Source organism: Brevibacillus sp. AY1 (assembly GCF_029870785.1).
Lineage (GTDB): Bacteria > Bacillota > Bacilli > Brevibacillales > Brevibacillaceae > Brevibacillus > Brevibacillus invocatus.
Genome location: NZ_JAFLPN010000023.1, coordinates 1 through 26824 on the forward strand (window position 1 = coordinate 1; position 26824 = coordinate 26824).

A 26824-nucleotide genomic window follows, 5' to 3' on the forward strand; every position below is an offset into this window, starting at 1 on the left:
GTTCAAAGCTGGCAAATCATTTCATGATAGACTCATCAACGCTTTCGCTGTTCAGTTTTCAAAGAGCATTTTTTATTCACAATCGCTCGTGGGCGACCTTTTTATCTTAACACCATTCACCAGTCGATTGCAAGTGTTTTTTAAACCGCGCCTGACAACTCAGCGGCGACAACAACTAATATATCAATCGACAAGGCAGAAGTCAAGATTGTTTTAACTTTTTTTGCTCGTTTTTTTCAATGAAACTATCTGCAAAGTGCAGAAGTTAAATATACATGAACGTTTAATGGAAGTCAACACGCATACGCATACCATTTCATGCTTTACTTCAAACTATCCAGAACGGCTTCTCCATATCTCAGCAAAAGGCGGTGTACCTGTGACTCCAAAACCAACCTATGAGGAATATGAAAACGGGCAATACAATGAACTTTCTACAGTAGAATCACAAAGAAATGAAATCCTCCAGGAAGAATTCCCGGAAGGACCCTATGGCTCGGCAACGAACGAAGCGAAATTAGGGAAAGCAACAGGCTGGGAACCAGGACAGCATTCCACCACCACCCGCTTTACTTACGAGACGAGACAAATGCACGAAGATTTGCCTCGTCAGTACCCAGGTGCACATCCGACACATGATGAGCCAGATGAAATAGAATAGAAAAGACAGTAAAAAGCCCCTATAACAGGGGCTTTTCTACTTTGACACTTTGACATGTCATATTAGATTATTCTTCTGTTTGAACTCGCGTAGACAACGTACCGATTCCTTCGATGAATACGGAGATTTCATCTCCAACCTGCAGTGGTCCGACACCGGGAGGAGTACCGGTCAAAATCACATCGCCAGGCAGAAGCGTCATTACAGCCGATACAGCTTCCACTAATTGTGGGACCGTAAAGACCATTTGATTCGTGTTGGAATCCTGGCGCACCTCTCCATTTACGCGTGTCACGATCCGCAGATTTTGATAGTCTAACTTGGCAGCAATTGCAGGGCCGAGCGGGCAGAACGTATCAAAGCTTTTCCCACGTGTCCATTGCCCATCCTTCATCTGCAGATCCCTAGCCGTCACATCGATCGCGCAAGTGAAGCCGAGGATGTAATCGTCAGCATCCTTTGCCTTGACCTGCTTGGCCTCCTTCTTGATGATGACAGCCAGTTCACCTTCAAAATGAAGATTTTCCGTCAGCCTCGGATAAACAATAGGCTCTCCTGGTCCTACAACCGTAGTCGATGGCTTCAGGAACATCAATGGTTCGGCCGGCAGCTCAAGTCCCATCTCTTCAGCGTGATCCCGGTAATTGACCCCGATACAGACCACTTTACTGGGGGCAGTCGGCGCTTTCAGTGTCACTTCCTCAAGCGGCAGCTCCAGACCTGTCATAATCGGTTTAGCTGAATGGATCTTGTAAATATCGCCTTCGATGACACGAACCTTGTTCTCTTCTTCGACCATCCAGCCATGCTTGATCTTGCCATTGCGCTCATATCGAATAATCATGCCCTAATCCTCCCCCGGTACCCCTTCTATCTTTAGAATAAATCGTTCACTGCTTCACTCGGTTTCGATGTAATTTCTTCAATGACCGTTCCTTCCACCGCTGCGTTTACAAGAGCTTCTACATCCAGTGCCTCCTCAAAACGCGCTGCCAAATAGGCTTTGGGTCTCGTCACCGGATTTTTAGGCGTAAACACCGTGCAGCAGTCCTCGTAAGGCAGGATGGACAGCTCATAGGTATCAATTTTTCTTGAAATGTCCGTGATTTCGATTTTATCCATCGCAACCAGCGGACGCAGCATCGGGATCGAGATTACTTTATTGATCGTATCCATGCTCTCCAGCGTTTGTGAGGCTACTTGTCCCAAGCTTTCCCCTGAAGCCAAAGCCTTCGCTCCCGTATTTGCAGCTACTCGCTCAGACACGCGCATCATAAAGCGGCGCATGATCGTAATCAGATAATCCTCTGGACACTTTTCCCGAATTTGAGTCTGAATCTCGGTAAAAGGCACCACATGAAGCTTTACCGTACCGCCCCACTTGGTTAATTTGTGGGCGAGATCGCGTACTTTTTGCAACGCGCGTTCACTTGTAAACGGATAGCTGTGAAAATGAATCGCCTCGAGCGTAACTCCGCGCTTCAGCATCATCCAGCCCGCAACCGGACTGTCGATCCCACCGGAAAGCAGGAGCAGTACCTTACCGCTCACCCCTACAGGCAGCCCTCCTGGACCAGCAATGGTTTCGCAGCTGATGTACGTTCCTTCTGTGCGAATCTCGATGTTGACAATTGTTTCAGGCTCATGCACGTCTACCTTGATTTTGGGCAATGCCCGCAGAATATGCGTTCCCACGATACGATTTACTTCCATCGAAGGAATCGGATAGCGCTTGTCTGCACGACGTGTCACTACGCGAAACGTCCGCGGTTCCGGGTCCAGCTGACGGATCAACTCCAGTGCTCTTTCCTTGATGGATTCGATGTCCGCATCTACCTGAATGGTAGGGCTGAACGAGGAGATTCCGAATACGCGCTTGAGTCGGTCCATTACCTCGTAGGCGTCTTCACCGTGCAATTCTACATACATTCTTCCGTAATTCCGTCTTACCTTTACTTTAAAAAAGGAACGCAGCACACTTTTCACGCTTCGTGCGAGTGCTTCCTCGAACTGATCACGGTTGCGTCCTTTCAAAGCCAATTCACCATAACGAATTAAAATGACATCGTAGTTCATGCTTGTCTCCTTATCTAGTTACGCTTTTTGTTTCCGTCTTCATGTAAGCACGCAGGCTTTTCACACACTCTCGCAAGGCTGCAACAAACTGGTTAACCTCGTCTGCCGTATTTTCACGGCCCAGACTAATCCGCAGCGACGACAGCGCACACTCTGCTTCAATGCCGATCGCCATCAGTACTCGACTCGGCTCATTTGCCTTCGACGAGCATGCAGATTTCGTGGAAACGTAAAATCCCCGCTCCTCTAACGCATGCAGCAAGACCTCTGCCTTCACGCCAGGCACCGACAGATTCATGATGTGTGGCGCTACGCCTGACTTTGGCGTGTTCACCTTACAGCCTTCAATTTGGGAAATCCCTTCTCGCAGCTGCTCCAGCAAACGCTGCAATCGTACCGTTTCTACCGAGCCCATTTCCTCCAGGATGCGGATGGCCTTGGCCAATCCTGCGATTGCCGGCAGATTCTCAGTCCCGGAACGAACCCCAGCTTCCTGGCCGCCACCCATCAGAAGAGGCTGGATGATCAATCCTTCTCTTTTAAAGAGAATGCCTACGCCTCGCGGGCCATAAAATTTGTGGGCGGACACACTCAGCAGATCAATCCCAGAATCCTTGAGCTTCAACGGTACTTTTCCAATTCCTTGAACGGCATCGACATGGAAAAGAACCTTTGGAAACTGCTTCAGCCACTTGCCGATCTCCGCAACTGGTTGAATCGTGCCCAGCTCGTTGTTCACATGCATCACCGATACCAAAATCGTATCAGGACGCATCGCCTGCTGAACATCCTCCAGTCTGACCCGACCTTCATGATCGACAGGCACATAGGTCACTGTGAAGCCCATCGATTCGAGCTGCTTGCAAACATCAAAAACAGCCGGATGTTCCACCTGCGTAGTAATGATATGTTTTCCTCTACCTTGATATTGGAAGGCAACGCCTTTTATTGCCGCATTGTTGCTCTCCGTGCCGCCTGAAGTAAAAATGACTTCTCCTGGCTTGCATCCAAGATACTTGGCGGCAACTTCTCTGGCCTGCTTGAGCACGCTTTCTGCTTCCAAGCCTTTGCGGTGCAGGGAAGAGGGATTGCCATAATAGCTTGCCATCGCCCGGCTCATCGTCTCAATGACTTGCGGATGAGGACGGGTAGTCGCACTGTTGTCCAAATAAATCACTAGTCCACACCTTCCTGAGGGCATGTGCCCTAGTCTTCGCTTCATCATAACACGACTTTTCCCCGATCACATATAGCGAAAAAGCAGTCTGTATACTTATTTTCCCCACCTTTCTCCGCACCAATAGCCAATTTTATCCATCGATTGAGCGGTTGTTCACATTTCTTTCACGAAGTAACCGCTTACATCCATAAATAGGCTCTTTACTTCATTGATCGCTTTCTTTAGAATAGTCAATAAATTTAGATAAAAACAACTTAGGAGAGAACAACCATGACAACTCAAGCCATGCAAGAAAAAATCACCAAAATGGAAGCAGAGATAAAAAAACTGCAAGCCGAACTAGCCAAGATGAACAAAAAAAATACGCCCTTATACCATCGATCAGAAGTTGCCTATCTTAACGAAATGTACAACGGGTAATGTTTAAGCGTACACAAATATCAACAGCGTGAAACTCAGCTCAAATTCAGGAGCTGGCATCACGCTGTTTTTGTTTCTCTGTATGCTTGTACATGTCAAGATTTTCGAGGCATCGCGTCCAGATAGACACCGGAAAACACTTCCGTCGCTGGTCCTGTCATGATGACGCGATTGTCGGACTCCCGCCACTCAATAAACAGATCTCCACCAGCAAGATGGACGGTCACTTTTCGATCCGTCTTTCCGCTTAGACAGGCTGCCACTACTGCAGCACATGCACCTGTTCCACACGCAAGGGTTACACCTGTCCCGCGTTCCCAAACCCGAAAATGGATTTCCTGGCGATTTTCGATTTGAATAAACTCGACGTTCGTCCTCTCGGGAAACCATTCGTGAAACTCAATTTTCGGACCATAGAGACGGACTTCCTCTTCATTTACTTCATCCATGAAAATGACTGCATGTGGATTCCCCATCGAAACCGCTGTCATCGTGAACGTCACATCTTCGACCTCAATGACTTCCTCCACAGCCTGTTCTTCCGGAATGCCCGTCATCGGAATCGCAGAACGCTCAAAACGTGGCTCGCCCATGTCAATGCTGATCTGCTCCACTTTTCCATCTTCGCCAGGATACACGATCGGTGTCACGATCCCGCCCAGTGTTTCTACGGTAAATGTCTGTTTGGAGGTCAATCCGTGGTCGTAGACATATTTGCTTACGCAGCGCAGGCCGTTACCGCAGTTTTTCGCTTCACTGCCGTCATTGTTGAACACGCGCATGCGAAAATCCGCCCGCTCCGAGGGAAGAATCAAAATAAGCCCATCGCCGCCAATCCCGAAATGACGATCGCTTACCCGCCGTGCCAGTTCGGGAAGATCTACACTGCATAAATCTTCCTCAAAACAGTTGACGTATACATAGTCGTTGCCCAATCCATGCATTTTCGTAAACTTCATTCCTCTACTCCTCTTTTTTCCCTGTTTAGGTCGCTTATGTTTGTAAGAATTATCTTAACACATTGGTCAACCTTCGTGGGAAATTCGATGTAATGGTATACTACTCCCTAACAAGCAAATAAAGGAGCAAGTTGATATGGATATTTCCCAGTTCCGCTATGCCTTGGGAACGACCAACGCGGCCAAAAAATTAGCTGTCGTACAAGCTACCGGTACAGAGCCTGCCTGTCTATCCGTTCCTTCAGGAGTATCCGATCAGCCTCTTTCCGAGGAAGAGACTGTACAAGGAGCGATCAATCGTGCGAAAGCGGTACTCGCTCAAATGCCTGGCAACGACATCGGGCTCGGTCTGGAAGGCGGACTGATGTACGATGATCGCTTTACACAGCAGTGGTATTTAATCTCCATATGTGCTGCCTGGAATGGCGAGTCGCTGTATGTCGGAAAAGGTCTCAGCTTTCCGATTCCCAGACAGGCTGCAGAACGTATCGTGCGCGAAGGAATTGAACTGCGTACCGTAATCGATGAGTGGGGGAATACGACCGGCAGCAATCAGCAGGGAGGCGCTTATGCCTTGTTGACAGACGGGCGGATCAAGCGTGCTGATGTATTCGAGCAAGCCGTGACGGCTGCGATTACGCCTTTTGTTTCTGCTTTCTATCAATGAAAAAAACCCCTCCAGCTAAGTGGAGAGGCTTTTCCCGGAAACGTGGCTAATGATTATCGCGTCGTAAAGTACGGGTAAATGACCAAGGCACCCAAGATCCCGATAACGCCAATGGCTATTGCCCATCCACCCAACGTTCTCGCATCGCGGCGATACGCAATAATACCAAGCACGATTCCCACGATTCCCAGCAGGTACGGCCACATGAAGAGTGAGAGGATAGACAGCACCAGTCCCGTAACGCCGACACCGCTGGCTCCACTTTGTGGGCTGCCATCGATGTCTTCATCATCCGACTGGCGCGTCCGTCCACGAATCGGTTCAGCGATTTCGGCCGCCGTCTCGACGTCGGCGTCGTGTACCCCACGAGCGGTAAAGTGCTTCGTAGGCCGACTCTCCTCTTCCGTCTGCTCGGAATACGCTACTTCTTCACCATCCAGTTCACCTGTGTAGCGTTCTGTCTGTGTATACGGATCGTACTCGATTTTCCGCTTGGGAGCAGAAGTATCATCCGACAATGCGGCGCGAGTCCACGTATCGGCAGCAATCTCCGTATCGTGCAGATCCACCGTCTCAGAAAAACCGGTATCTTCCTTACGCTTCGCAGTCATACGTTCTTCCTGGTCCGTCATGGCATGCTCAGCCCCTTTAATGGAAAAGGATTTGTTGGTGAAGGAAGTAGCCTTATTCTCTGCTGAGGGTGTACAATTTAAACGGGAGGCGAGAGGATGAAATCAGAGAAAGTCCTAACGATTGGCATTGATATTGACGGTACAGTAACCTCACCAAGCAGTATTGTACCTCTCATGAATGAAAGCTTTGGCAGAAATTTACGATATGAAGACTGTTTCGAGTACAACTTGGCCAATGTTTACAATATTACGGATGAAGAGTTTGCCATCTGGCTCGATCAGTACGGCGAGCGGCTTTACGACGAGGCACCTGTACACGGGACAGCAGATCAGATATTAAGGCTTTGGCATCAGAAGCACAAGCTTGTTTACATCAGTGCACGGGAATACCGGCATCTCGATGTGACATTGAACTGGTTTTCCAGGTACGAAATCCCCTACCATGAAGTGGATTTGATCGGTTCCCACGACAAGCTTTCTTCAGCACGCAAGTGGGATGTAGACCTTTTTCTGGAGGATCGTCTGGAAAATGCCCTGCAATTGTCAGATGCATTGGAGATCCCCGTGTTTCTGTTTGATACGCCCTATAACCAGGGAACCCTGCCCGAGCGAATTCATCGGGTCCATACCTGGGAAGAAGTGAATAGCATGATGCAAAGCCTGTTTCCCAAAGCGTCCTACAGCCTAAGAGGGTAGATACATGGACGTTTTTCACAGTAAAAGACGTATCTCACCCAAATAGGCGGATACGTCTTTTCTTACTACTTCTCCTGAGACTTCGGCTTGAACGTCAGGCAACAGGTTTCGGAGGAATGTTTGGCTGTATCCTGGTGGTTAGTATCAGTGCTGCTGCCTTGACCATACTCACCAGCAAATTCTACTCTGAGGTTTTGTTGTGCATGTGCGTTGATCTCAACCAAAATCTCGTCGGCGCTGCACTTGTTTCCCTGTGCCCAGTATTCACAGTTGGCCACGCTACAGTTTACTTGCGGCATACGATTCACCCCCTAGGGGCTATCCTTCACCTCAATGTGCGAGCTTATACTTGCCAAACCCGTGCCGGCATGAAAGCCAACTGCATAGACGAACGAAGCGATGACGTGTTTAACTATTCCCATCGACCAAAAAAAGGAGACCCTACCACCTATGACTTCTCCCCGAATTGTCGTGATTACAGGAGCCACCGGAGGATTGGGGCGTGCCCTCACCCGTCTTCATCTGGAAAAAGGCGATCTGGTCATTGCCACCGGCCGCCGTCCAGAAGCCTTAGATGCATTGACTCAGCAATTTTCGTCCCACGAGCGGTTGCATGTCCACCCCTTGGACGTAAGCAGCAATGATGCCGTACGCCATTTTGCTGCATGGGTGCAGGTACGCTTTGGGCGATGCGAGGTTTTATACAATAACGCAGGCACTGCTGTCTTCACCCCGCTAACCGACATGCGTCTGGAGGAATTGGAAGAAACTCTCCATACGAATATCGCGGGGGTGATGTATCTGACACGTGCCTTCTTACCCATGATGCTGCAAACCAGATCCGGGCATATCGTCAACGTCGCATCGCTGGCCGGACAGGTGGCCACTGCGAAAGCTGCCGTTTATGCCGCAAGCAAAGCAGCTGTCATTCGCTTTAGTGAAGGCCTCCGCCATGAACTCGCTGACACAGGCGTACACGTCACCTGTGCCATGCCAGGGCCCATTGATACTCCTTTTTTGGATAGAGCTGATCACACGGGTGTTTATCGCAGCAAGATCAGTCGCTACCTGCTGACACCCGAGCAAACAGCAGAGCGCATCCTGCAAGCCGTAGATAAAAGACAGCCTGAGGTAGCGATGCCCCTACGGCTTTCGCTCCTCTCCAAGCTCTATGCCCTTCTGCCCAACTGGATGAAGCGCATCGCTGCTCCCCTGATCAATCGCAAGTGATGCGCGATCCAACCCCCGCAACAACCCAAGAGCAACAATTCCAATCACGACACAGGCGGCCGCTCCTGCACCAAGAAGTCCTTGGACTCCCATTAATGGGATCAGCACACCACAGACGGCCGCTCCTGCCGGCATTCCCGTACCCGTGATCGTGCGAATACTGGTCATGACCCGACCCAACAGCTCGTCAGGCACTTCCCTTTGCAGGTAACTGCGGTAGATGATGTTGTAGGGTGAAAAGCTCATGCCCGCTATCCCCATCGCAAGCATAGCGATCTCCAGCCGAGTAAAAAAAGCTAACGGCAATGTCGCCAAGCCCCAGATCACAATGATTCCGCCTAGCGTCACCCCAGTTGAAACCTTCCAGCGAATTGAGGTAAACAGCAGGGAGCCGAGCAGCGCACCAACAGCCAAAGCAGACCAGAGCATGCCGAGCCCGACAGCTCCTGCCTCCAAATTCTGATTGGCATACAAGGGCAGCGCTACCTCGACAGGGCCGTATCCCATATTGAACAAGAACGTGAAGATGACCAGCATCAGCATCTGCTTGCGTCCAAACAAATAGCGATACCCCGTGCGCATATCCGTCCAGAGGGAGCGTAAAAAGGGCCCCACTTGACCCGCCTTCGTCTCGCCTGTCTCAGATTGCTCCTGTCTGCCAACAAGCTGCCTGGGCAGACGAGAGAAGCAAAAAGCGCAAATGAGGAGGCCGATTGCGTCCAGAATCAGGACATTAGCTGGTCCGATCCAGCCGATCAGGACACCAGCGACAGCCGGGCCAAGCATGTAGACTATCTGCCATTGACTCTCCATCACACCATTCGCTTTAACCAGCAGTTCCTTTTTGGGCACCAATCTGGGCAGCAAGGTCTGGGCACCCGCTGAACTAAGTGGAGATAACATACCCGCTAAGACAACGAGTATGTAGACGAAGTACAACGGAATCTCTTCCATGGCAAGCAGAAGTACAAGCCCTAGAAAAATCAGACTACGTCCGATGTTATCGACGACAATCAGCTTTCTGCGATCATAGCGATCTAGCAAAACACCCGCAACCAAACCGGCGAACACAGCTGGCAGCATATACGCCATGATGATCCCGCCCATCGCTACAGAGGATTGGGTTACCAGCTGTCTCCATCATTATAGAATCATTATCATACTTATTCAACTATTATATATATTAATAGCTTTTGCACAATCTTCTTTAGAAGCCCTCTCCATAAAAAACCCCTTTCTGCATCACCGTAGAAAGGGGTTTTGACGATCAGGATACCTGTGTCTCTTTTCTCTTTTGCAAACGACTGTGACTCCAAAGCCAGACTGCTCCCGCTACGATCCCAAATACCGCCAACCATCCCGAGGTGACAGCACTCCCCGCTTTTTCGGCACCGAAGCCTAGAATCAGACAGCTTACGGAGAAGCTGCCCATCGTCGCCATCTCGCGAATCGAGAAAACACGTGCCAAAAAATCTGGGTCGGTCAATCGTTGAAGCTTCGTAACTGAGAGGATTGAGGAGATAAACGACGCGAATGCACAAAACAGGATGACGACAGCTATCCCGAGCAGTGGTTGGATATGGAAAACGCCATAAATACAGATCCCCATCGCTACCAGAGCCCAGCCCTGGACGATAGAAAGCTTGCTATCCGGATAACGGTCCGCCAGCTTGGCTGCAATGATTCCAGCCAAAACGCCGCCCAGTCCGAGTGGAATATCCAGCAAGCCGAAGACGTACAGCCCTTGTCCTCTCTCCTGCAAGATGTAAAACATCAGCATGATGTAATACGCCGCACAAATCCGCTCTGCCATCTGATACAGAATGACTCTCGTGATTTCTCCCTGCTGGCCGATGTATTGGAATCCTTCTTTTAAACGAACCAGGAAGCTGGTGGATGCTCGTTGAAGCGATTCGTTTAGCATTGACGGCAAACGAAGCAAAATGAGTAACGATATAAAATAGCACGCTGCATCCAACAAAAAATTGTACCGGTAAGAAAAGAGAAAGACGAGTACAGCTGCGATCCCCTGGCAAACAATAATCAGGAAGGAGGTCGTACCTTGCAGTAAGGAATTTACCGATAATCGATCCTTTTCTTCCACCGAATTGACGATAGCCACTTGCATCGCTGGCTGGAAAAATGCACTGCAGATGTTGACCAAAATCAAGAGCAAAAAGGCCACCCACAAATAAGAAGCCGAAGTGATGAAGAAAAAGAGGCTGACAAGAATCCCCCTCAACAGATTAACCACTAGCATGACGCGTTTTTTGTTCCAGTTTTCCAGCAATGGCCCGGAAACAATGCTGGTCAGGACGTAGGGCACCTGCCGAAAAACAGTACCCGCCGCAAAAGAAAGTCCGGAGCCGCTCAGGTCATGAAGAAGTCCGACCACTGCGATAAACGTAAACTCGTTTCCAATGATATGAACGATGTGTGCGAGATATAGACGGAGAAAGACGGGATGCTTTAACAGATGCATAGAAGAACAACCAACCTCTCACCGCATTTTTCCGTATTGTAACACTTGTCGTGAAAAAATCTACATGGAAAACAGAAAAGTGGCTCTTGCTAAACTGCCAATTCAATTGATACAATACGTTCAAATAAATCTGAACGTTTAAAATTTAAAATATCGTTCAGTTCATCCGAAATGAGGTAGGTTCCTTTGAAACGATTTCTTGTTCTCGAGACATTGGATCAATTAAAAGCGATCAGCGATTCCCTCCGTATGGAGATGATCACTCATCTGGTCAAGGAAGAGTATACAGGCAAGCAGTTGGCTACGCTGCTGTCTCTGTCTCCCTCCAAAGTGCATTATCACCTCAAAGAACTGGAGCATTACGGATTCGTCGAAGTGGTGCGGACGGAAGAAAAGAATGGTATCGTGCAAAAGTTTTTCCGTGCCAAAGCCTATGATTTCAAAGTCAGCGACGCTCTGCTCCCCTCCATACAGGAGGATACGATGCTCCTGCAGGAAGTGATGCTGAACCATTTGCGAAGCAGTATCACCCGTTTGTACAATGCACCCGAGGAATCCTTCTTGCAGTTTGCAGATCAGGATAAGCGCCCTCCTGCTATGGCGTGCAGCTCGGAAATCAAGGCTCCACGCCATGAGATCAAGCAATGGCTGAAAAAATTTCAGGCGCTCATGGATGAACTGGGGCAGCTGGAAAGAACGCACCTCGCCCGAATCGAGGCTGGAGAAGTTGAGGATACAGAGGAAAATTTTTACTTGGTTACGGTCGGCTTCATGACGAACGAACGATTCTTTGAAGCCGAAGACGAATCCTTGCCCGAAGAATATGAGCATGCTCCATCCGAATTCAAGTACCTGACGGATAAGGTCGTCATTCACCGCAAGAAGAAAGGGGATCAAGGTAATGACTAGTAGTCAGGGAGACAAACAAGCCCTTTGGAAAAACAGCTCCTTTGTCCGGCTCTGGTGCGGTGCGGTCCTGTCTGCCCTAGCGGATGGCGCTTTTTTCATTCTCCTATCCTGGTTTATCGTCGATGTCACCGGATCGGAAGCGATGCTCGGCACCACCCTGATCTGTATGTCCATCCCACGTCTGCTCTTTATGCTGGCAGGAGGGGTGGCAGCTGACAGGTGGAACCGAAAGTGGATCATGACCATCTCCATGGTGTTACGCGGCCTGCTTTTGGTGGGATTCAGCCTGTTGCTTCTCGGTGAAGGAAGCAGCTGGCTGCCCTACTCCGCTTACGTACTTGCCGCTTTGTTCGGTACCGTGGACGCCTTTTTCTGGCCAGCTCGAAGCTCCATTCTGCCTTTTCTGGTAAAGCGTGAACAATTAGCTCCGGCCAATAGCCTGATGGAAATATCGCAGCAGATCAGCATGGTATGTGGTCCTCTGGCTGCAGCGTTTCTCATCCGATCGCAAAACTATCCGCTGATGTTCACGATTCTCGCTGTTTCTTTTTTTGCCGGCGCTGTATTTCTGCTCACTTTGCGTCTGAACACGTCCAAAGCAGAAACCAACAATCTGGCTGAAACGGAAAAGGCAGCTTCTGGTTCTTATTTGAAGGATATTTGGACCGGGATTCGCTATTCGTTCTCCGTTCCGGTCCTCGCGATCATTCTGGGCACCTCACTCATCATGAACATGATGTTCTCCGGTCCAATCAATATGGGCCTGCCGCTTCTAGTCAAAGATTTGGGCTGGGACGGCAGCGCATACAGTACACTCGGAATGACGATGGGAATCGGAACCATTCTTGGAGGGATCATTACCGGTTTATGCAATGGCTTTCGCGGAAAATTCATGATCCTCCCCGTCTTCCTTGGAGTGATGGGAGCCGCGACCAGCTCCATTTTTTTCATGCAGCAGCTCTCGATGGGAATTGCTTCTATGATCATTGTGGGAATGACCCTCAGCTTGACCAATATTCCGTTGATTACCTATATTCAGAGCATCGTTCCTTCCGATAAGCTGGGGCGAGTGATGTCCTTGCTCTCCCTGATGTCGATTGGATTGGGGCCGGTCAGCTACGCGATCTGCTCGTTTGTACTGGAAAACAAACTCGCTACATCGGGTACGTTGTTGCTTGCAGGCGGAATAGCATTGGCCTTGGTCGGAATGAGCTTGTATCTATTCCGTGCGTTTCGCCAGGCTGAGCAGCATCCTAATTGGGCGACTCCTGTGACGACAATCTCCCAAGAATCTACCCCTCTGTCTTCTTGAGCACATAAAAACGCACAGGCTACCAAGCAAACGGATCGCTTGCAGCCTGTGCGTTTTTCCTTTTCACGATTATGGACGGAAATTGGCGGAGCGTAGTACGTACTTTCCTACAGCCTGTTGATTCAGCTTGTAGCCAATCCCCGGACCATCTGGCACAGCCAATTGTCCAGGCGCGATCAGCTCAATACCCGGCTCGACGATGTCCTCGTCCCAATATCGGCTGGCAGCCGCAGTGTCACCAGGAATCGTAAAGTTCTGCAAGGAGGTAATGGCTACGTTATGGGCACGGCCCACTCCTGACTCGACCATTCCTCCACACCAGACAGGGATGTTTTGTGCCTGGCAAAGATCATGGATTCGCTTGGCTTCTGTCAAGCCACCGACACGGCCAATCTTGATGTTGATGATGCCGCAGCTTTTCAGCTCGATGGCCTTTCTTGCATCCTCTACAGTATGAATGCTTTCGTCCAGACAGATTGGGGTGGAGAGCACCGCTTGAAGCTGGGCATGATCGATAATATCGTCATGGGCGAGAGGTTGTTCGATCATGATCAGGCCGTACTGGTCCAGCTCTTTCATAATATCGATCTGATCCAGTGTATAAGCGGAGTTGGCATCGGCCATCAGCGGAACCTGGTCTCCAAAGCGCTCCCGAATGCCTCGAATCAACTGAACGTCAAAGCCAGGCTTGATCTTCACCTTGATCTTCTTGTACCCCTCGTCCAGATACTGTCCTACTTTTTCCAGCACTTCTTCCACTGTAGGCTCAATCCCGATACTGATGCCCACATCGATCACGGATCGGCTTCCACCCAAGGCTTTGGCGAGAGAAATTCCTTTTTGTTTGCAAGAGAGATCCCAAACCGCTCCTTCAAGCGCGGATTTCGCCATGTTGTTGCGGCGAATTGGAGCAAATAGACGTGCCACCTCTTCAGGAGTTTCCACCGGATTCGCCAAAAGACGCGGAATTAAAAACTTCTCCAGCATGTACCATACCGTCTCCGTTGTTTCCTCGTTATAGAAAGGATCTGGCATGGCTACACTTTCGCCATAGCCTACCTCACCATCACCATATACGCTTACCAGCAAGAAATCCTTCAGGGTCGTACTTCCAAAGCTCGTCTCAAAACGGAACTTCAGCGGCATTTGCAGATGCTGCAGCTCAACGCGCTCGATATTCATCTCTCTCGACTCCTCGTTATCCAATTTGGCGATGCATCATTTTCACGCTGAAACATTCATCCATTTCAGTGTTATCAGAAAATAGTACTTTTATCGTACCTCTAACCCGATGTGAACACAATACGATGGTAAGGAAAGGTCGTGCTGGTGCATCGAGAATGGCTTACGCAAAAAGCCCATCCCTGCGTCTGCAACGAGACGTAGAGATGAGCCCGTGGTACTACCTGATTTCTGGAATTAAGACGTTTTCCATTTGGCCAATTCGGATGGGAATTTGTCGTTGAGGACCTTGATATACGTCCCTTTCATGCCAAGAGAACGGGATTCCAATACACCGGCACTTGCGAGCTTGCGCAGCGCATTTACGATGACGGAACGTGTCAGACCTGCTTGATCGGCCAGTTGGCTGGCTACGAGCAAGCCTTCTTTGGCATCCAGCTGCTCCATGATTTTTTCGATTGCGATCTGTTCACTGTAGGACAGCGAAGAAAGCGCGATTTTGGCAAAGGTTTTATCCCGAACCTCATTTTCAATCTGCTCAGTACGTTGACGGACAATTTTCATGCCGATCACCGTTGCGCCGATTTCACCCAAAATCAGATCTTCTGTTTCAAACAGACCCACCGCGCGCAAAAGAACAAGTGTTCCCAGGCGGCTTCCACCTGCGCTAATCGGAACGACTGTCGTCATCATTTGCGGGAACAATGAGCGAAGTTCTTGCGGAACCAGACTGTATGGGCTCTGAATCGGTTCATTTGCGAGAGTCTGGTTCACTTCCAGCAGTTTAAGATTGGTTTCGTACGGGAGCTGACTGGTTTTACGGTCATCCTCACTCAAGAGAATCTCCTGATGAAGTCCATTCCCCAGCACCGTTCCATCTGCTGTCACGATGTATACATTGGCAGCAATGACCTCGGAGAGCAGACGTGCCAGATCCTGATAGCCGACACCGCTTCCTCCCATCGTTTTTTGCAGCATTAGATTAATCTTTCTCGTTTTTTCCAATAAATTCATCGATCTATTTCCTCCTTGGATTCTTATGCTCACAGTATTGTCAGAAAAATCCAGGTCTATACATGCAAGTCAAAACATTAGAAAGAGACTTCATGCAAAAACGAGCGTAACCGCTAAGTTTTTCACAATAGAAAACCGCCTGATCGAGAAGAATCAGACGGCTTTCTATTGTGTATGCATTTATTTCATTTGCGTGAGCATGGCATTTTCGAGAAGGTGAGCAACTTCACTCATCGATTTCTTCAATTCCTCTTCGGACAGATGAAGACGGATATAGCGCTCGTCCAGATCGAACGCTTCATCTGTTTTACCTAAAAAGCCACGTGCTCGTCTGTCCAATTCCAGGTACAAATCTAGCCCGCCACCCCGAAGGAAGAAGAATACATCCAACTCCTCGACTCGGCTGCGCAGGGGTCCGATCGGTCGGAATTCAAAAGCTTGAACGAAAGGATAGCTTCCACCCAAATAGGGATTGTATTCACAATCTACTTTATAGAGCTGAAAACCGATGGATTGAATGGCATCCAGTACTTTTTCCATATAAGGATGTGGGCGTACGTCGATAAAGTCGGAGTCACCCGGATCAATCGCCAGTTTGATATCCAAGCCAGTCCGCATATAGACAGGCTGACGTCCCATGGTGAGTGGCGTCTGATAAGGTAAAGGAAAGGAAAATGGCAAGACCAGTCTCTCTTCTGGCTGGAGCGAAATTTTCTCCGTCAGTCGATGTTTGGCCAGCGTACACTCCACTTTCATTTTTTTATGATTGTCTTCCCGTTCATAATGTGTAATGACATACATGTAAATCTCATCAATGTCCTGCGCCACTTCTCCCCCTGTCAAATGAATCTCTCCGGTAACATGATCACCGGGAACAAGGGAATCCTGCGTCAAGCGGGCATCGACTCTAGCGGAACCGATCCCGACGCTGGCCAGCAGTTTTTTAAATATCGTCACGCGAAACCTCTCCTTTACGGTGACCCTTGACCATAATGCTCATTTGTTTGTTCTGATTGATAATACGAGTTTATAAAAAGAAAGTTTCGCGCGACCTTTTTCAAGACATCCTCCTTTTTCACTTCTGCCGTCACAAATAAATGAAGGGTGCGACTGATCACGACTGTCTTGATTCGCACTTCGGTCATCGAACCATCCGTCAAGACGTATTCACGCCGGCGCAGCATCTCGTGCAGCACCTGATGCACTTCTGCCACCTGCTCGATTTTTTTTCCTTTCAAGGAGATCAGGTCCTTTTCCATCTGCTCGACTACCTGCACCTCAATCGTCGGGTGTAGTGTAGAATCCATGATGGTCACTCGAATCTCCTCGATTACCGTCTCCTGCTTCTTGCGAGAGACGCGCTGGCTTTGCTTCAAAGACTGGTTTTCTTCATACAGCTTTTTATTTTGCATCTCCAGGCTTTTGGACAAAAGCATCATCTCTTCCATCTCTTTGCCATAGACGAACAAGATCGCTGCACCACCGATCATGCTGCCGATCATGAAAAGCGCAACGTATCGCTTCCAAGGCTTGTCGCTCATGAACGCACCTGCACGAGCCATTGTACGCAGATCGTGCCGATATGCGCTCCCCAAAAGGCGACGACAATCATGACCATCTGCTTGATCACGGGTGAAAAATTGCCCATCAGAATTTTTTCAATCTGCAAGAATGAATCAAAGGTTCCACCCAATGCGCCTACAATCCCCCAGATTTTCAACTGATCGGCCAGTTGAACCATCGACAGCAGTGGCGGCTTGTCTGTCAAGAAAGCACCTAGTCCCCCTGAAAGAGCCCCCCCCACGACAATGCCATATGCCACAAAAAATGTCAGTATGACCTGCGCCATCCCGTATTCATCCCCCCGACAGGCTGCGTATTCTTATCAGTACGCAGCTTGTCTGGCAAATATGATGAAATGCCCAAACGCATTGGCTCGATAGACAAAGAAACGGCATGCCTGTTTGATTTGCATGCCGTTCTCTGCTAGCGTGGTTTTCGCCCCGCTTTGCGCAGTTTTTTTTGAATGCGTGAAGAGTTCATCACCATCAGATCCATAAAAAGATTGATCATATTGGGATTGCTCAAAAGCTGTTGGAATACTTCCGGATTCTCTTTAAACCATTGCTCATTTGCCTTTACCCAAGCCTTGAAGCCCTGATTGGATTTGTAGTGTTCATTCAAGCGACGAACTGGTCGGTTGCCTCTCATCTTAATCTATCCCTTCGTCAAAAAATATGGAGAGGAGAAAGATGATCACGAGAATCCAGATCACCACTTCAAAGCCATCCTGGTTAAAAAAACCAAAACCTTTCACGTTCGTCCCCCCTTCGCAAAATGGCGATCCTCGCACCTGGCTCTCCGCCCACAGCGCCCTTCCTTATAGGTATATGACGCATGGCATCTGTTGGATTGTACCTTTGCCTGTGACGGGTGATTTTCCGCGCTTGCCCAAGTTGAGTGCATAGAGTCGCTCCTGTTCCACTCATACTACCTAGGAGAACGAAGAAAAAAGGAGGCGATTATGGAAGCCTCGAAAAGTGCGCTATGGCGCAACAAACGGTATATGATGCTGCTGATCCTTGTGTTTTTCATGCATCTTGCTGCTTATCTGATCGTTCCAGTCTTCCCTGTATTTCTGCAAAAGGCGCGCTCGCTTTCGCTATCACAGGTAGGCTTGATTCTTGGAGCAGGCAGTATTGCTTATCAGGTGGGGAGTCTTTTAGGAGGACCATTGCCTGACCGCTTTGGTCGACGTTTTGTCATGATGGCAGGAGCCATTCTGCAGGGAAGTGCAATGGCAGGTTACCATTACTCTCATTCATTTGGTTGGTTTCTGCTGTTTTCATCTGTCAATGGACTCGGAGTCGGACTGTTAGCTCCAACCATCAAAACGATGATTACCAACCAAGTGCATGCGGATCATCGGACAGCTGCGTTCTCCTGGCGCGGTATTTTCGCCCACAGCGGCATCATCGTAGCAGGACTGCTCATCACCTGGCTAACCTCCTTGGGGAAGCAGCCTTTTCTGCTCTCCGCCCTCGTGTTTGCAGTACTGGCGATTCTGACCCGCATCAGCTTGCCCGCCGACCGATCCAGGGTCACAGACCGTCCAAACACTCCAATGATGGAGTACAAGCACATCCTCACACACCGGAGCTTTATGCTGTTTTCCGGGATCATGCTCTTGATCTGGGCATTGTACGCGCAATTCACATTAATTTTGCCGCTGCGCGGAGAGGCCGTCTTACATTCGGCCACCATGATCGGGTTGATCTGGACCATTAATTCTGTGAGCGTAGTCCTGTTCCAGGGTGTCGTCTCCCGCTTCGTGCTCCAGCGCGTCAGTCCCTATCTCTCGCTTACGATCGGTACTTTGATGCTTGGAGTCGGATTGACGGTACTCGGGTGGGCCAACCACTTTGTCACCCTGAGTGGAGCAGCGTTACTCTTCATCCTGGGGGAAATGCTGTTCATGCCCGTCCAGGACAGCCTCGTGGGCTATTTCGCCCAGGAAAAGTGGCTAGGCTCCTATTTTGGCTTCTCCAATTTTGTCTCAGGGATTGGTACTGCTCTCGGAACAAGCATTGGCGGGACGCTGGTAGAGCGTCTCGGAGGGATGACGAGTGCCAGTCCTTGGATCGCGTATGGCATCGCCACTCTCTTTTTGGTTGCCATACTCGGTCTGTTCGCGATTTATGCAACGGCACGACATAAAAAAGGAGCACCGCCCTCTCGTCCGAAAGCAGGACCTGGACGTAGAGAAGGTGCCGTATAGGTGAAAGGAGATGGGTATGAGGAAAACGGATCGAAGCAACACATCCTCGCAAAACCGACAACACGAAGAGGCAAATCAGCAGCCAGACTCTGTGCACAATGACGCCCCCGGCTATGGAGATAAAAAACTGGAAGGACCCAATCGACCTTCCACATAATCGCTTTTCAGGAGGGGGTTGTCTGATTCAGCTCCCTCCTATTTTTCGACAAACTTCGGTCTTTTCTTGAAGGTTCTGCCATTATGTCCTATTATGATGAGACGGAATACCTACCAATAAACGGAAGGGACGTAGGACCTTGCCACTAAAATGGACGACCAAATCTAATTTTTTTTCCCTCTTCCTTGTGTTTTTGCCTATCTTGTTTACAGTGGTCGTTTTTCTAGGGTATTCACAATCCAAGATGGTTTACTACCAATCAGGGATCGCTGCAATGGACAGACAATTAAACAATGTCATTCAAATCATGAATATGCATAACGAACAGGTTAAGACAGGAATACATAGTTTTACTGAAGCTGAAAAGCGGATCAGAAAGCTGTTGAGTACTCCAAAACAAACGGATGGCACATTGGACATTTCACAAGCAAATCTAACGCTTGTCGAAGGTAACGAGCTATTTGTCTTTAATTCACAAGGGATACTCGTCATCCACCCTTCCAAAGAGGGACAGAACATATTTAATATAGGCAATTTTCAAGGAAATAACTTCGCAAAAAAAGTACTCTTTGAAGGCAACCGGGTTGTCACCTACACCTGGAGTGAACCCGATACCTCCCAACAGGTTAATAAAATTGCCTCGGTAAAATATTTTCCCCAATGGGACTGGTACATCACCCTTGTATCGGACGAGTCCAGCTTTTATGAACAATTAAGCCAGGTAAAATCGTTTTTAATCATGCTTGTCTCTGTCAGTTATTTGATTACTGCCATCCTGTTTTACCGCACTTATCGAAAAGAGAAAGCATTTGTTTCCTCCAAACTTCGCAGCGTCCAATTGGCCGAAGTAAACCAAAGCATCCTGAAAACCCTGGCAGTTGCTCTGGAAGAACGTGACGCCTACACTTCCGGCCATTCCCAGCGAGTTGCCTACTACATGCGTGTCATCGGCAAAAGCATGGGCCTGGACGAGAATACACTGGATATCATGTACACAGGTGGTCTTTTGCATGATATCGGCAAGATCGGAATCGAAGACAGTATCCTGCTCAAACCGGGGCGACTGACCGAGGATGAGATCGAAGTCATCAAATCCCATCCAGTTCGCGGTGAGGCCTTGCTCCGCAAGCTTTACGCCCATACAGCCAGCAAGGATATCGCACATATCCATCACATTCTGATGATTACACGTCACCACCATGAGCGCTTTGATGGCACGGGCTATCCTGACCAGCTGAAGGAAGAACAAATCCCGATTATGGCACGCGTAGCAGCCGTCGCAGATTCCTTTGACGCCATGACTTCCTCCCGAGCATATCGCAGAGGTCTTTCTTTTTCCACCGCTTGTGACGAGATCATCCAGAACGCTGGAACACAATTTTGTCCCAAGGTTGTCGATGCCTTCTTTCAAAGCGTCTCTGAAGAAACGTATCGCCATGCTCACCATATCTCACGAGCCAATGAGCTTCTACAGCCCATTGTCGATGATACGGAAGTCGTCTACACCCAGCAGCCCATACGTGGTTAGCCCTAAAGAAAAAAAGCCATTTCGCTCCGCAATCTCGAGCAAAATGGCTTTTTTCATTCAATGGCAACCAGCTTGTAAGGCAGGGAAAATGAAGACAGCTTGTTTAAAAACGTAGCTGCTACCTGTTGATCTGGTGCAATCAATTGAAGATAACGCGTGAAGTAGAAAACAATGCGATCTTCGTTTCCTTCTTTTAGGCGGTAATGCGGAAGCTCCGCGATATCTTTCATGTGATAGAAATACTGATACTTCTCTTCTGACATCTCACTGTGAAAGGAACGGCTGACAACAATATCGTTGCTGCGATGTTCACGGGTGTTTTCTTTTGTACTTCCCAGCAATCGAAGCAATTCACCGGCTCGACGCGCACCGAGCTTTTCGACCAGCATGCTGTCGTTGTATTCGATCTCCAGTTGAGTCAGGTAAGGATGAACGGATTCCAGCATCGCCATCATCACTTTGCGCACAGCCAAATTTTCTGTAGCAAACTGGTTGTCAAACACATTAAATTCAAAAGATGTGGCTTCTTCGATTCGCCGTGTATATAAGATGACCGCGTTCATGATGCCACCTCCTTTTTTCATTCAAAGCAGTCTCATGTCCTCTATTATCATGGAGGGAACGGATGGATGCAACTGCCAGATGGCAGGATTTCACGCTTTTTCCACGAATGATCTAGGTAGCAAAATGGAGTGGGAGGTTTACCAGACATGAGCATCACGTTTCGAATTTTGACTACACCAGAGGAATTAGAGCAGCTTGTCCCTTTAGAGGCAGCTGTATGGAGCGAAGACTCGGCGATTCCGCACCATATGACGCTGACGATCGCCAAATTTGGCGGTCTGTTTATCGGCGCCTATGACAATGAGGACATGATCGGCTTCTTGTACAGCTTTCCTGGTTTCACCAACGGCGAGTCCCATCTGTGCTCCCATATGATGGGGTTTTTGCCTGCCTATCGGAAGCAGGGTCTGGGCGTAAAAATGAAATGGCTCCAGCAGGAAGAAGCATTGCGCCGTGGACACACCAAAATAACCTGGACCTATGATCCTCTGGAGACTGTGAACGGATTTCTGAATCTCGTAAAGCTCGGAGGCGTCGTTCGCTCCTATTACCCCAACTGCTATGGGCCGTTGGACGACGATTTCAATCGCGGCCTGCCGACTGACCGTTTTCTCGTCGATTGGTATATTGACAGCAAACGCGTAGACGGGTATCGCACTGGAGAGACAGCAGTCCCCATGACAGAGGGTGCGCCTCACATCCTGCACTTCGCGATGAAAGAAGGCGTGACAAGCCCAGAGCAGATGGAGCTGGATCGGCAGGAGCCTGTCCTGTTGCTGCCTGTTCCCGCCCATTTCCAAGCGGTAAAGCGAGCCGACATGAGTATTGCAGCAGCCTGGCGCGACAAGACTCGCTCGCTGTTTCAAAGCTATTTTGCTCAGGGCTATACTGTCACTCACCTGATCCGATCGGAGGATGTGGTGTACTATGTTTTGGAAAATCGACCACTCTCCGAACTTCTTGGCCAAGCGTAACAGCCCCCAAGCTCGGATCCAGCGTAATGACTCGCCCATTGTGGTACAATGAGCTATGCACTACCTTATACGACAAAGGACGAGTTGACTATGAATCCATCCAAATACGATTACGATGTCATCATCATCGGCGGTGGTCCGTCCGGTCTGATGGCTGCAATGGCGGCATCCCGCGAAGGCGCTCGGGTCTGCCTGGTAGAAAAAGGGGCCAAGCTGGGCCGCAAGCTGATCATCTCCGGTGGTGGGCGGTGCAATGTGACCAATGCCAAGGAGCAGGATGAGCTGATCAAGCAAATGCCCGGCAACGGACGCTTTATGTACAGTGCGCTTTCCCAGTTTGGCAACCGGGAGATCATCCAATTCTTTGAAGACTTGGGCGTTGCCTTAAAGGAAGAGGATCGCGGCCGCATGTTCCCCGTGACGGACAAGGCTGTTACAGTTGCCCAAGCCCTGATCGACCGGATCAAAAGACAGGGCGTTGCCATTCGCCTGCAATCCCCTGTTAAAAACGTTCTGTACGCGGAGGGAAAGACAACCGGAATTGCCCTCCAATCAGGCGAAACACTATCTGCCCCCTGTGTGATCATCGCCGTCGGCGGCTGCTCCGTTCCCCAGACTGGCTCTACGGGTGACGGCTACACCTGGGCCAGGGAGGCTGGGCATACGATTACGGAATTGTACCCGACCGAGGTGCCTTTACTTGCCAACGATTCGTATATTCGCGACAAATCATTGCAGGGACTTTCTTTACGCGACATCGAGATGACCCTTTACGCGCCCAACGGAAAAAAAGTGAACACGCAGGAAGGCGACATGATCTTTACCCATTTCGGGATATCTGGTCCAGCCTCTCTTCGCATGGGGCACTACGTATCCATTTCCCAGCGCAAATTCGGCGGTGTTCCTCTTGCCCTCACCATCGACCTGATGCCAGAAAAAACCGCTGAGGAGATTTCCTCTCAGAGTTGGCGCCTCCTGGAGGAACAGCCCAAAAAGGCAGTCAAAAACGTGCTCAAAGGCTTCTTGCCCGAACGGATCATTCCCTTGCTGCTCTCCCTATCCTCTATTTCGGAAGATACGACATGGAGCCATATGCGAAAGCAGGACTGGGCTTCCTTTGCCAAGAGCGTGAAGGCATTGCCTTTGACCATTACAGGCACTTTGTCCCTCGAAGAAGCCTTCATTACGGGAGGCGGAGTCAGTGTCAAAGAAATCGATCCGCGCACGATGCAATCCAAATGCATGGAAGGATTGTTTTTTGCTGGCGAGGTCATGGACGTACACGCCCACACTGGAGGCTACAATATTACCATCGCTTTTTCATCCGGATATGTAGCGGGAACAAACAGCGCGATGCTGGCTAGAGAGCTGACTGTATAGCCTTCATTTCTCCCGAATGTAAAAAAGAAGTTTATCATCCGGAAAACATGGGAAGTCTAGTAGACAGGTACTCTTTTCCCGAAAAGAGTGATCATACCGTCTGTCATTCGAGCAGGTCTGGGCTGATCGTGACACCTCTACTCCCTTTATCTTTTCTAATCTGGAGCGGCGTCTTATGACGGCGCTTCTTTTTTTTTTGCAAAAGCGCGACGAAAATACAAAAAACACCCGTGAACAGACGAATCGTCACGGATGTTTTGAAAGTCGTCGCGAAAAAACCTGTCTCTGAACGTGGACAAAGCACGGGAGAGGGATTTCCTAAGAAGAAACAGCAAATCGATACAAATACGCCAACCCAGCCATAATGAACGCAAAACCAAGCAAAAAGAACGTGTTTGCCCGTTGTTTGATCCTTTGTTCATTGCCTTTGAAATGAGCGTGCATGCGCGTCTGCCAGCGCTTGGTTCGCGGCTGTATCATCACCAGTATGCCCGCCGCTAGCAGAAAGAGTGGATAAAGCATGTCCAGCTCACCCCTTTTTCTTGCGTCGCAATAACCATCCCGATTCCGGCTCTGGTGGCGCTCCTTCTACCACCAGACGGGCATCCTCCGCCAATTGATACGCTTCTGCAAAAGCAAGCTGCCTAAACGACTGCTCGGCTTTGATCAGCAGTTCGTTTACCTGGCGATTCTGACGGCGGTACCGGTTCGTGTACTGAATGGCTCCCTCCGCTAATTGACAAGTAGAGATGACCCGCTCTGTAACACGTTCCGTCTCTTCCAGCTGATCACTCGCATCCTGTAGCAAAATCGCCACCTCTTCCAGGTCGTAGCGATATTGCTCCATGATCGCTTTGACGTGGGCCAAGGTTTGGACCACCTCTTCAAACATGTACTTCAAATGCTCCGGCAAGCCCGGCAAATAGCTTCGCTTGATCTGCTGACGAAGTCGAATCAGCGTGTTGGAGATGCGCTCCAATTCATCTAAGGCATCATCCTCCGTCTCGATGACAAGCTGGTTTTGCTCCTCCACTTCCTCCTCGTCGAAATCCTGGGGTTGTTTGGGAATCACCAGCTCGTACTCTTCTTCCTCGCCATCCTGCTCTTCCGCAGCATACGCGGTTTCCTGTTCGGTAACTCCGGACGCTTGTGGAGCAGAATTCGGCTTCGCAGCAAAGAGCACTTCACGCTCCGCCTGGCTGATCGACTCCTCGTAGCGTTCTGGCTCCTGAACCGGCTGTGGTTCGGTGAATTCGACTTCACGAAAAGTCTCACGTTCAGGTAAAAGAAGCTCCTCTATCCGTTCCTCAATCTGCTCAGCTGCTGGTGCAATCACGGAAGCAACAGGCGCAACGGTGCCGATCTGTTCCTCTACTACTGGCTGTACAGGGTGCTCCACGGCAGGAACCGGTGTGTACACTTCCTCGATAACGGGTGCGGCTGTCGGGAATGTGATATCTTCTGCCTTTGCAGCAATCTCTTCTTTTGCTTTGGCTTTTTCCTGTTCCTTTACCAAAGCGGCAGAAGCAGCGGCTGCTTGCTTCTTGGCGATAACGGCCTCTTCCAAGCCTTGATATGTGGTTTCGATCAGTACTTCGAATGCCTTAACATGCGTGTTTACTGTTTGCAGATTGCCTTCCTCCAACGCGCTGTTGGCTGCGCTGAGAAGCTGTTTGGCCTGCATCATGGCATTGTCCAAGCCGTCCATATTCACGTCAAAGCCATCCTGAGTCGCCTGGTCGATCCCCTCTTCTAGCTGCTTGAACTCCCTTGGCAATTCCTTTTTGACGCGGTCTACCATCGCCGGGACCTGCTCCAGCGATTGAACCATGCCTTCGAGGATTTTTTGCGCCTTGATGGTCGTCTCGTAAGCATGGACATCATCGCCTGCTGCACGAGCGGTTTTCACCAGGCTGCGCATCGTTTCTACCTCATCGAGGGTAGCTTTTAATTCATGAAAAGAAAGGCCGTAATCCAGACGCATATCAGACAAGCGTCTTTCTACTTGTTCCACGAGTTTGCCAATCTCGGGAACGACGACCTTGGTTTCTTGCTTCGTGACAGCTACCTTGGTGGTGTCTTCCTTCAATTCTGCGAGCTCTTGCTCGATTAGCGTCAGGGCCTCTCGCGCTTCTTCCAGCATGCCCAAAGCGAGCGCAAAGCGGAAGCGATCACACGCTTCCTCCGCATCTAGAATCATCATTTCGATATCCGGAACACGAATGCGCAGGAGGTTTTCTTTTTTGTCAGCAAGCTGATGGTAGCGAACCTCTGTCATGCCGCTGGAACGACGAAGCGGCTTTTCAACTTCGATGACGTGGATTTTTTCAACCAATTCGTCCTTCCAATCCTCTACATCATCCACCTGGGCAAAGATAGAGCGGCGACGAATCATCGCATAGACTAAAGCGATTGACAGCCCAGCAAACACGACGCCGATCAAATAAATCCACCAAGGGATCCCACTGAGAAGCGATGATGACGATGCTTCCTCTTCTTGCGCACCTTCTGGCTGGTCCGTTGCTGCCTGGGCGGGCTGCATCGGTTTGTTTTGCTGCCGCTCCAATTCCATGTTCAATTCGAGAATAAAGGTTTGAATTCCGTTCAGATACTGCTTTTGGTTGCGAAATGGCACAAAATAGGAAGCGATTTTGTCATGAATCAGCTCCATTGTGGCACCTTTTTGCTGAAATTCGAGCCCTGCAAAAACGCCGAGCTCCTCTGTATCCATATTGAGCACAATCATCATGGCATTGTCAGGAAGATTGAAATTGTCGTAGAGCTTTTGAGCATAGACATCCGGACTGTCTGCTTCCGGAGATGTGCTTTCCACTACGACAACCTTGTACTCACCTGGCATATCCTTTAGTGCCTCTATGAAATTCGCTGTATTCTCACTTTTGAGGTATTGGTCTTGATCCTGTACGACTTGATCCGTTTTTTCCGGGAATGGTGTTGCAAATACTGGATTTGTGTATAGTAACATGCCTGCCAGACAGAGCATGAATAGTTTTCGTTTCACT

The 26824-nt window shown here is 49.4% G+C and carries 30 protein-coding genes; 13 read left to right on the forward strand and 17 right to left on the reverse strand.

The genetic code is table 11. The features are described 5' to 3' along the window. The coding region (locus JZI27_RS16985; protein ID WP_280208395.1) for a hypothetical protein at positions 1-217 on the forward strand (217 nt) is incomplete at its 5' end. A gap of 162 nt (positions 218-379) precedes the next feature. Continuing rightward, positions 380-661: a hypothetical protein gene (locus JZI27_RS16990; RefSeq protein WP_122910642.1), complete on the forward strand. Its 282-nt coding sequence runs from the start codon at positions 380-382 to the stop codon at positions 659-661. A 67-nt stretch (positions 662-728) separates the two neighbouring features. On the opposite strand, the gene JZI27_RS16995 is transcribed toward JZI27_RS16990, so the two are convergent. Genes JZI27_RS16995 through JZI27_RS17005 form a run of 3 tightly spaced genes read right to left on the reverse strand, consistent with a single transcriptional unit; the run spans position 729 to position 3914 of the window. After that, complete coding sequence (locus tag JZI27_RS16995) at positions 729-1505, reverse strand: fumarylacetoacetate hydrolase family protein (protein WP_251244731.1); 777 nt, start codon at positions 1503-1505, stop codon at positions 729-731. 32 nt (positions 1506-1537) lie between these two features. Next, positions 1538-2737, reverse strand: coding sequence for a tRNA uracil 4-sulfurtransferase ThiI (gene thiI / locus JZI27_RS17000; RefSeq protein WP_251244730.1), 1200 nt, complete (start codon positions 2735-2737; stop codon positions 1538-1540). A gap of 10 nt (positions 2738-2747) precedes the next feature. Beyond that, positions 2748-3914, reverse strand: a complete 1167-nt coding sequence (locus JZI27_RS17005; RefSeq protein ID WP_280208398.1) for a cysteine desulfurase family protein — start codon at positions 3912-3914, stop codon at positions 2748-2750. 273 nt (positions 3915-4187) lie between these two features. On the opposite strand from JZI27_RS17005, the gene JZI27_RS17010 reads away from it, so the two are divergent. Then, on the forward strand, positions 4188-4337 hold the full coding sequence (locus tag JZI27_RS17010; protein WP_183185206.1) for a hypothetical protein: 150 nt from the start codon (positions 4188-4190) through the stop codon (positions 4335-4337). A 95-nt stretch (positions 4338-4432) separates the two neighbouring features. Here JZI27_RS17010 and dapF read toward each other — a convergent pair whose 3' ends face one another. Further along, positions 4433-5296 (reverse strand): diaminopimelate epimerase, encoded by an 864-nt coding sequence (dapF, locus tag JZI27_RS17015; RefSeq protein WP_122910637.1) that lies wholly within the window; start codon positions 5294-5296, stop codon positions 4433-4435. A gap of 136 nt (positions 5297-5432) precedes the next feature. Here dapF and JZI27_RS17020 point away from each other — a divergent pair, with 136 nt between their 5' ends. Beyond that, positions 5433-5963: a DUF84 family protein gene (locus tag JZI27_RS17020; RefSeq protein WP_280208400.1), complete on the forward strand. Its 531-nt coding sequence runs from the start codon at positions 5433-5435 to the stop codon at positions 5961-5963. Positions 5964-6016: 53 nt separating this feature from the next. Here JZI27_RS17020 and JZI27_RS17025 read toward each other — a convergent pair whose 3' ends face one another. Beyond that, a complete protein-coding gene (locus JZI27_RS17025; RefSeq protein WP_122910635.1) occupies positions 6017-6595 on the reverse strand; it encodes a DUF4190 domain-containing protein in 579 nt (192 codons plus the stop codon). Positions 6596-6691: 96 nt separating this feature from the next. Between JZI27_RS17025 and JZI27_RS17030 the strand changes: the two genes are divergently transcribed. Further along, positions 6692-7291, forward strand: coding sequence for a 5' nucleotidase, NT5C type (locus tag JZI27_RS17030; protein ID WP_122910634.1), 600 nt, complete (start codon positions 6692-6694; stop codon positions 7289-7291). Between the two features lie 65 nt (positions 7292-7356). On the opposite strand, the gene JZI27_RS17035 is transcribed toward JZI27_RS17030, so the two are convergent. Next, a complete protein-coding gene (locus JZI27_RS17035) occupies positions 7357-7590 on the reverse strand; it encodes a DUF1540 domain-containing protein (RefSeq protein ID WP_280208402.1) in 234 nt (77 codons plus the stop codon). Positions 7591-7741: 151 nt separating this feature from the next. Here JZI27_RS17035 and JZI27_RS17040 point away from each other — a divergent pair, with 151 nt between their 5' ends. Beyond that, complete coding sequence (locus JZI27_RS17040; RefSeq protein ID WP_251244728.1) at positions 7742-8521, forward strand: SDR family NAD(P)-dependent oxidoreductase; 780 nt, start codon at positions 7742-7744, stop codon at positions 8519-8521. Here JZI27_RS17040 and JZI27_RS17045 read toward each other — a convergent pair. After that, positions 8435-9628: an MFS transporter gene (locus JZI27_RS17045; protein ID WP_280208405.1), complete on the reverse strand. Its 1194-nt coding sequence runs from the start codon at positions 9626-9628 to the stop codon at positions 8435-8437. The two genes, JZI27_RS17040 and JZI27_RS17045, sit on opposite strands and share 87 nt — an antisense overlap. A 160-nt stretch (positions 9629-9788) precedes the next feature. Continuing rightward, a complete protein-coding gene (locus tag JZI27_RS17050) occupies positions 9789-11003 on the reverse strand; it encodes an MFS transporter (RefSeq protein ID WP_280208407.1) in 1215 nt (404 codons plus the stop codon). Between the two features lie 186 nt (positions 11004-11189). On the opposite strand from JZI27_RS17050, the gene JZI27_RS17055 reads away from it, so the two are divergent. Both JZI27_RS17055 and JZI27_RS17060 read left to right on the forward strand, forming a co-directional pair. Further along, a complete protein-coding gene (locus JZI27_RS17055) occupies positions 11190-11912 on the forward strand; it encodes an ArsR/SmtB family transcription factor (RefSeq protein ID WP_122910629.1) in 723 nt (240 codons plus the stop codon). After that, complete coding sequence (locus tag JZI27_RS17060; RefSeq protein ID WP_122910628.1) at positions 11905-13224, forward strand: MFS transporter; 1320 nt, start codon at positions 11905-11907, stop codon at positions 13222-13224. The genes JZI27_RS17055 and JZI27_RS17060 overlap by 8 nt, the downstream gene beginning before the upstream one ends. 69 nt (positions 13225-13293) lie before the next feature. Here JZI27_RS17060 and menC read toward each other — a convergent pair whose 3' ends face one another. From menC to JZI27_RS17090, 6 genes are all read right to left on the reverse strand, one after another. Next, the gene (menC, locus tag JZI27_RS17065; protein ID WP_251244726.1) at positions 13294-14406 is read right to left on the reverse strand and encodes an o-succinylbenzoate synthase; all 1113 of its coding nucleotides are present in this window, start codon (positions 14404-14406) and stop codon (positions 13294-13296) included. 237 nt (positions 14407-14643) lie between these two features. Next, on the reverse strand, positions 14644-15420 hold the full coding sequence (gene codY / locus JZI27_RS17070; RefSeq protein WP_122910626.1) for a GTP-sensing pleiotropic transcriptional regulator CodY: 777 nt from the start codon (positions 15418-15420) through the stop codon (positions 14644-14646). Between the two features lie 180 nt (positions 15421-15600). Next, on the reverse strand, positions 15601-16377 hold the full coding sequence (locus tag JZI27_RS17075) for a sporulation protein (RefSeq protein ID WP_122910625.1): 777 nt from the start codon (positions 16375-16377) through the stop codon (positions 15601-15603). A gap of 14 nt (positions 16378-16391) precedes the next feature. Continuing rightward, on the reverse strand, positions 16392-16961 hold the full coding sequence (locus JZI27_RS17080) for a sporulation membrane protein YtrI (RefSeq protein ID WP_251244724.1): 570 nt from the start codon (positions 16959-16961) through the stop codon (positions 16392-16394). After that, positions 16958-17269, reverse strand: coding sequence for a YtrH family sporulation protein (locus tag JZI27_RS17085; RefSeq protein WP_280208412.1), 312 nt, complete (start codon positions 17267-17269; stop codon positions 16958-16960). Before JZI27_RS17085 ends, JZI27_RS17080 begins: the two co-directional genes overlap by 4 nt. Before the next feature lie 137 nt (positions 17270-17406). Continuing rightward, positions 17407-17631, reverse strand: coding sequence for a hypothetical protein (locus JZI27_RS17090; RefSeq protein ID WP_280208413.1), 225 nt, complete (start codon positions 17629-17631; stop codon positions 17407-17409). Positions 17632-17944: 313 nt separating this feature from the next. Between JZI27_RS17090 and JZI27_RS17095 the strand changes: the two genes are divergently transcribed. The 3 genes from JZI27_RS17095 to JZI27_RS17105 all read left to right on the forward strand — a co-directional run bounded on the left by JZI27_RS17095 (position 17945) and on the right by JZI27_RS17105 (position 20883). Further along, positions 17945-19198 (forward strand): MFS transporter, encoded by a 1254-nt coding sequence (locus JZI27_RS17095; RefSeq protein WP_251244722.1) that lies wholly within the window; start codon positions 17945-17947, stop codon positions 19196-19198. 16 nt (positions 19199-19214) lie between these two features. Then, positions 19215-19355 (forward strand): hypothetical protein, encoded by a 141-nt coding sequence (locus JZI27_RS17100; protein ID WP_183185204.1) that lies wholly within the window; start codon positions 19215-19217, stop codon positions 19353-19355. A gap of 274 nt (positions 19356-19629) precedes the next feature. Beyond that, complete coding sequence (locus tag JZI27_RS17105) at positions 19630-20883, forward strand: HD domain-containing phosphohydrolase (protein ID WP_280208414.1); 1254 nt, start codon at positions 19630-19632, stop codon at positions 20881-20883. A gap of 53 nt (positions 20884-20936) precedes the next feature. On the opposite strand, the gene JZI27_RS17110 is transcribed toward JZI27_RS17105, so the two are convergent. Next, positions 20937-21446: a hypothetical protein gene (locus JZI27_RS17110; protein ID WP_122910619.1), complete on the reverse strand. Its 510-nt coding sequence runs from the start codon at positions 21444-21446 to the stop codon at positions 20937-20939. 147 nt (positions 21447-21593) lie between these two features. Here JZI27_RS17110 and JZI27_RS17115 point away from each other — a divergent pair, with 147 nt between their 5' ends. Both JZI27_RS17115 and JZI27_RS17120 read left to right on the forward strand, forming a co-directional pair. After that, on the forward strand, positions 21594-22421 hold the full coding sequence (locus JZI27_RS17115) for a GNAT family N-acetyltransferase (RefSeq protein WP_280208415.1): 828 nt from the start codon (positions 21594-21596) through the stop codon (positions 22419-22421). 90 nt (positions 22422-22511) lie between these two features. After that, on the forward strand, positions 22512-23801 hold the full coding sequence (locus JZI27_RS17120; RefSeq protein ID WP_280208416.1) for a BaiN/RdsA family NAD(P)/FAD-dependent oxidoreductase: 1290 nt from the start codon (positions 22512-22514) through the stop codon (positions 23799-23801). A 318-nt stretch (positions 23802-24119) separates the two neighbouring features. On the opposite strand, the gene JZI27_RS17125 is transcribed toward JZI27_RS17120, so the two are convergent. Beyond that, positions 24120-24323: a hypothetical protein gene (locus tag JZI27_RS17125; RefSeq protein WP_280208419.1), complete on the reverse strand. Its 204-nt coding sequence runs from the start codon at positions 24321-24323 to the stop codon at positions 24120-24122. Positions 24324-24330: 7 nt separating this feature from the next. Continuing rightward, on the reverse strand, positions 24331-26823 hold the full coding sequence (locus JZI27_RS17130) for a septation ring formation regulator EzrA (RefSeq protein ID WP_122910615.1): 2493 nt from the start codon (positions 26821-26823) through the stop codon (positions 24331-24333). Position 26824 lies beyond the last annotated feature (1 nt).

What these genes read in the sequence shown, in the direction of transcription:
- JZI27_RS16995 (WP_251244731.1), bottom strand. Translation starts at nt 1,505, where the DNA reads ATGATTATTCGATATGAGCGCAATGGCAAGATCAAGCATGGCTGGATG.
- thiI (WP_251244730.1), bottom strand. Translation starts at nt 2,737, where the DNA reads ATGAACTACGATGTCATTTTAATTCGTTATGGTGAATTGGCTTTGAAA.
- JZI27_RS17010 (WP_183185206.1), top strand. Translation starts at nt 4,188, where the DNA reads ATGACAACTCAAGCCATGCAAGAAAAAATCACCAAAATGGAAGCAGAG.
- dapF (WP_122910637.1), bottom strand. Translation starts at nt 5,296, where the DNA reads ATGAAGTTTACGAAAATGCATGGATTGGGCAACGACTATGTATACGTC.
- JZI27_RS17020 (WP_280208400.1), top strand. Translation starts at nt 5,433, where the DNA reads ATGGATATTTCCCAGTTCCGCTATGCCTTGGGAACGACCAACGCGGCC.
- JZI27_RS17025 (WP_122910635.1), bottom strand. Translation starts at nt 6,595, where the DNA reads ATGACGGACCAGGAAGAACGTATGACTGCGAAGCGTAAGGAAGATACC.
- JZI27_RS17030 (WP_122910634.1), top strand. Translation starts at nt 6,692, where the DNA reads ATGAAATCAGAGAAAGTCCTAACGATTGGCATTGATATTGACGGTACA.
- JZI27_RS17035 (WP_280208402.1), bottom strand. Translation starts at nt 7,590, where the DNA reads ATGCCGCAAGTAAACTGTAGCGTGGCCAACTGTGAATACTGGGCACAG.
- JZI27_RS17040 (WP_251244728.1), top strand. Translation starts at nt 7,742, where the DNA reads ATGACTTCTCCCCGAATTGTCGTGATTACAGGAGCCACCGGAGGATTG.
- JZI27_RS17045 (WP_280208405.1), bottom strand. Translation starts at nt 9,628, where the DNA reads ATGGGCGGGATCATCATGGCGTATATGCTGCCAGCTGTGTTCGCCGGT.
- JZI27_RS17050 (WP_280208407.1), bottom strand. Translation starts at nt 11,003, where the DNA reads ATGCATCTGTTAAAGCATCCCGTCTTTCTCCGTCTATATCTCGCACAC.
- JZI27_RS17060 (WP_122910628.1), top strand. Translation starts at nt 11,905, where the DNA reads ATGACTAGTAGTCAGGGAGACAAACAAGCCCTTTGGAAAAACAGCTCC.
- menC (WP_251244726.1), bottom strand. Translation starts at nt 14,406, where the DNA reads ATGAATATCGAGCGCGTTGAGCTGCAGCATCTGCAAATGCCGCTGAAG.
- codY (WP_122910626.1), bottom strand. Translation starts at nt 15,420, where the DNA reads ATGAATTTATTGGAAAAAACGAGAAAGATTAATCTAATGCTGCAAAAA.
- JZI27_RS17080 (WP_251244724.1), bottom strand. Translation starts at nt 16,961, where the DNA reads ATGAGCGACAAGCCTTGGAAGCGATACGTTGCGCTTTTCATGATCGGC.
- JZI27_RS17085 (WP_280208412.1), bottom strand. Translation starts at nt 17,269, where the DNA reads ATGGCGCAGGTCATACTGACATTTTTTGTGGCATATGGCATTGTCGTG.
- JZI27_RS17090 (WP_280208413.1), bottom strand. Translation starts at nt 17,631, where the DNA reads ATGAGAGGCAACCGACCAGTTCGTCGCTTGAATGAACACTACAAATCC.
- JZI27_RS17095 (WP_251244722.1), top strand. Translation starts at nt 17,945, where the DNA reads ATGGAAGCCTCGAAAAGTGCGCTATGGCGCAACAAACGGTATATGATG.
- JZI27_RS17100 (WP_183185204.1), top strand. Translation starts at nt 19,215, where the DNA reads ATGAGGAAAACGGATCGAAGCAACACATCCTCGCAAAACCGACAACAC.
- JZI27_RS17105 (WP_280208414.1), top strand. Translation starts at nt 19,630, where the DNA reads ATGGACAGACAATTAAACAATGTCATTCAAATCATGAATATGCATAAC.
- JZI27_RS17110 (WP_122910619.1), bottom strand. Translation starts at nt 21,446, where the DNA reads ATGAACGCGGTCATCTTATATACACGGCGAATCGAAGAAGCCACATCT.
- JZI27_RS17115 (WP_280208415.1), top strand. Translation starts at nt 21,594, where the DNA reads ATGAGCATCACGTTTCGAATTTTGACTACACCAGAGGAATTAGAGCAG.
- JZI27_RS17120 (WP_280208416.1), top strand. Translation starts at nt 22,512, where the DNA reads ATGAATCCATCCAAATACGATTACGATGTCATCATCATCGGCGGTGGT.
- JZI27_RS17125 (WP_280208419.1), bottom strand. Translation starts at nt 24,323, where the DNA reads ATGCTTTATCCACTCTTTCTGCTAGCGGCGGGCATACTGGTGATGATA.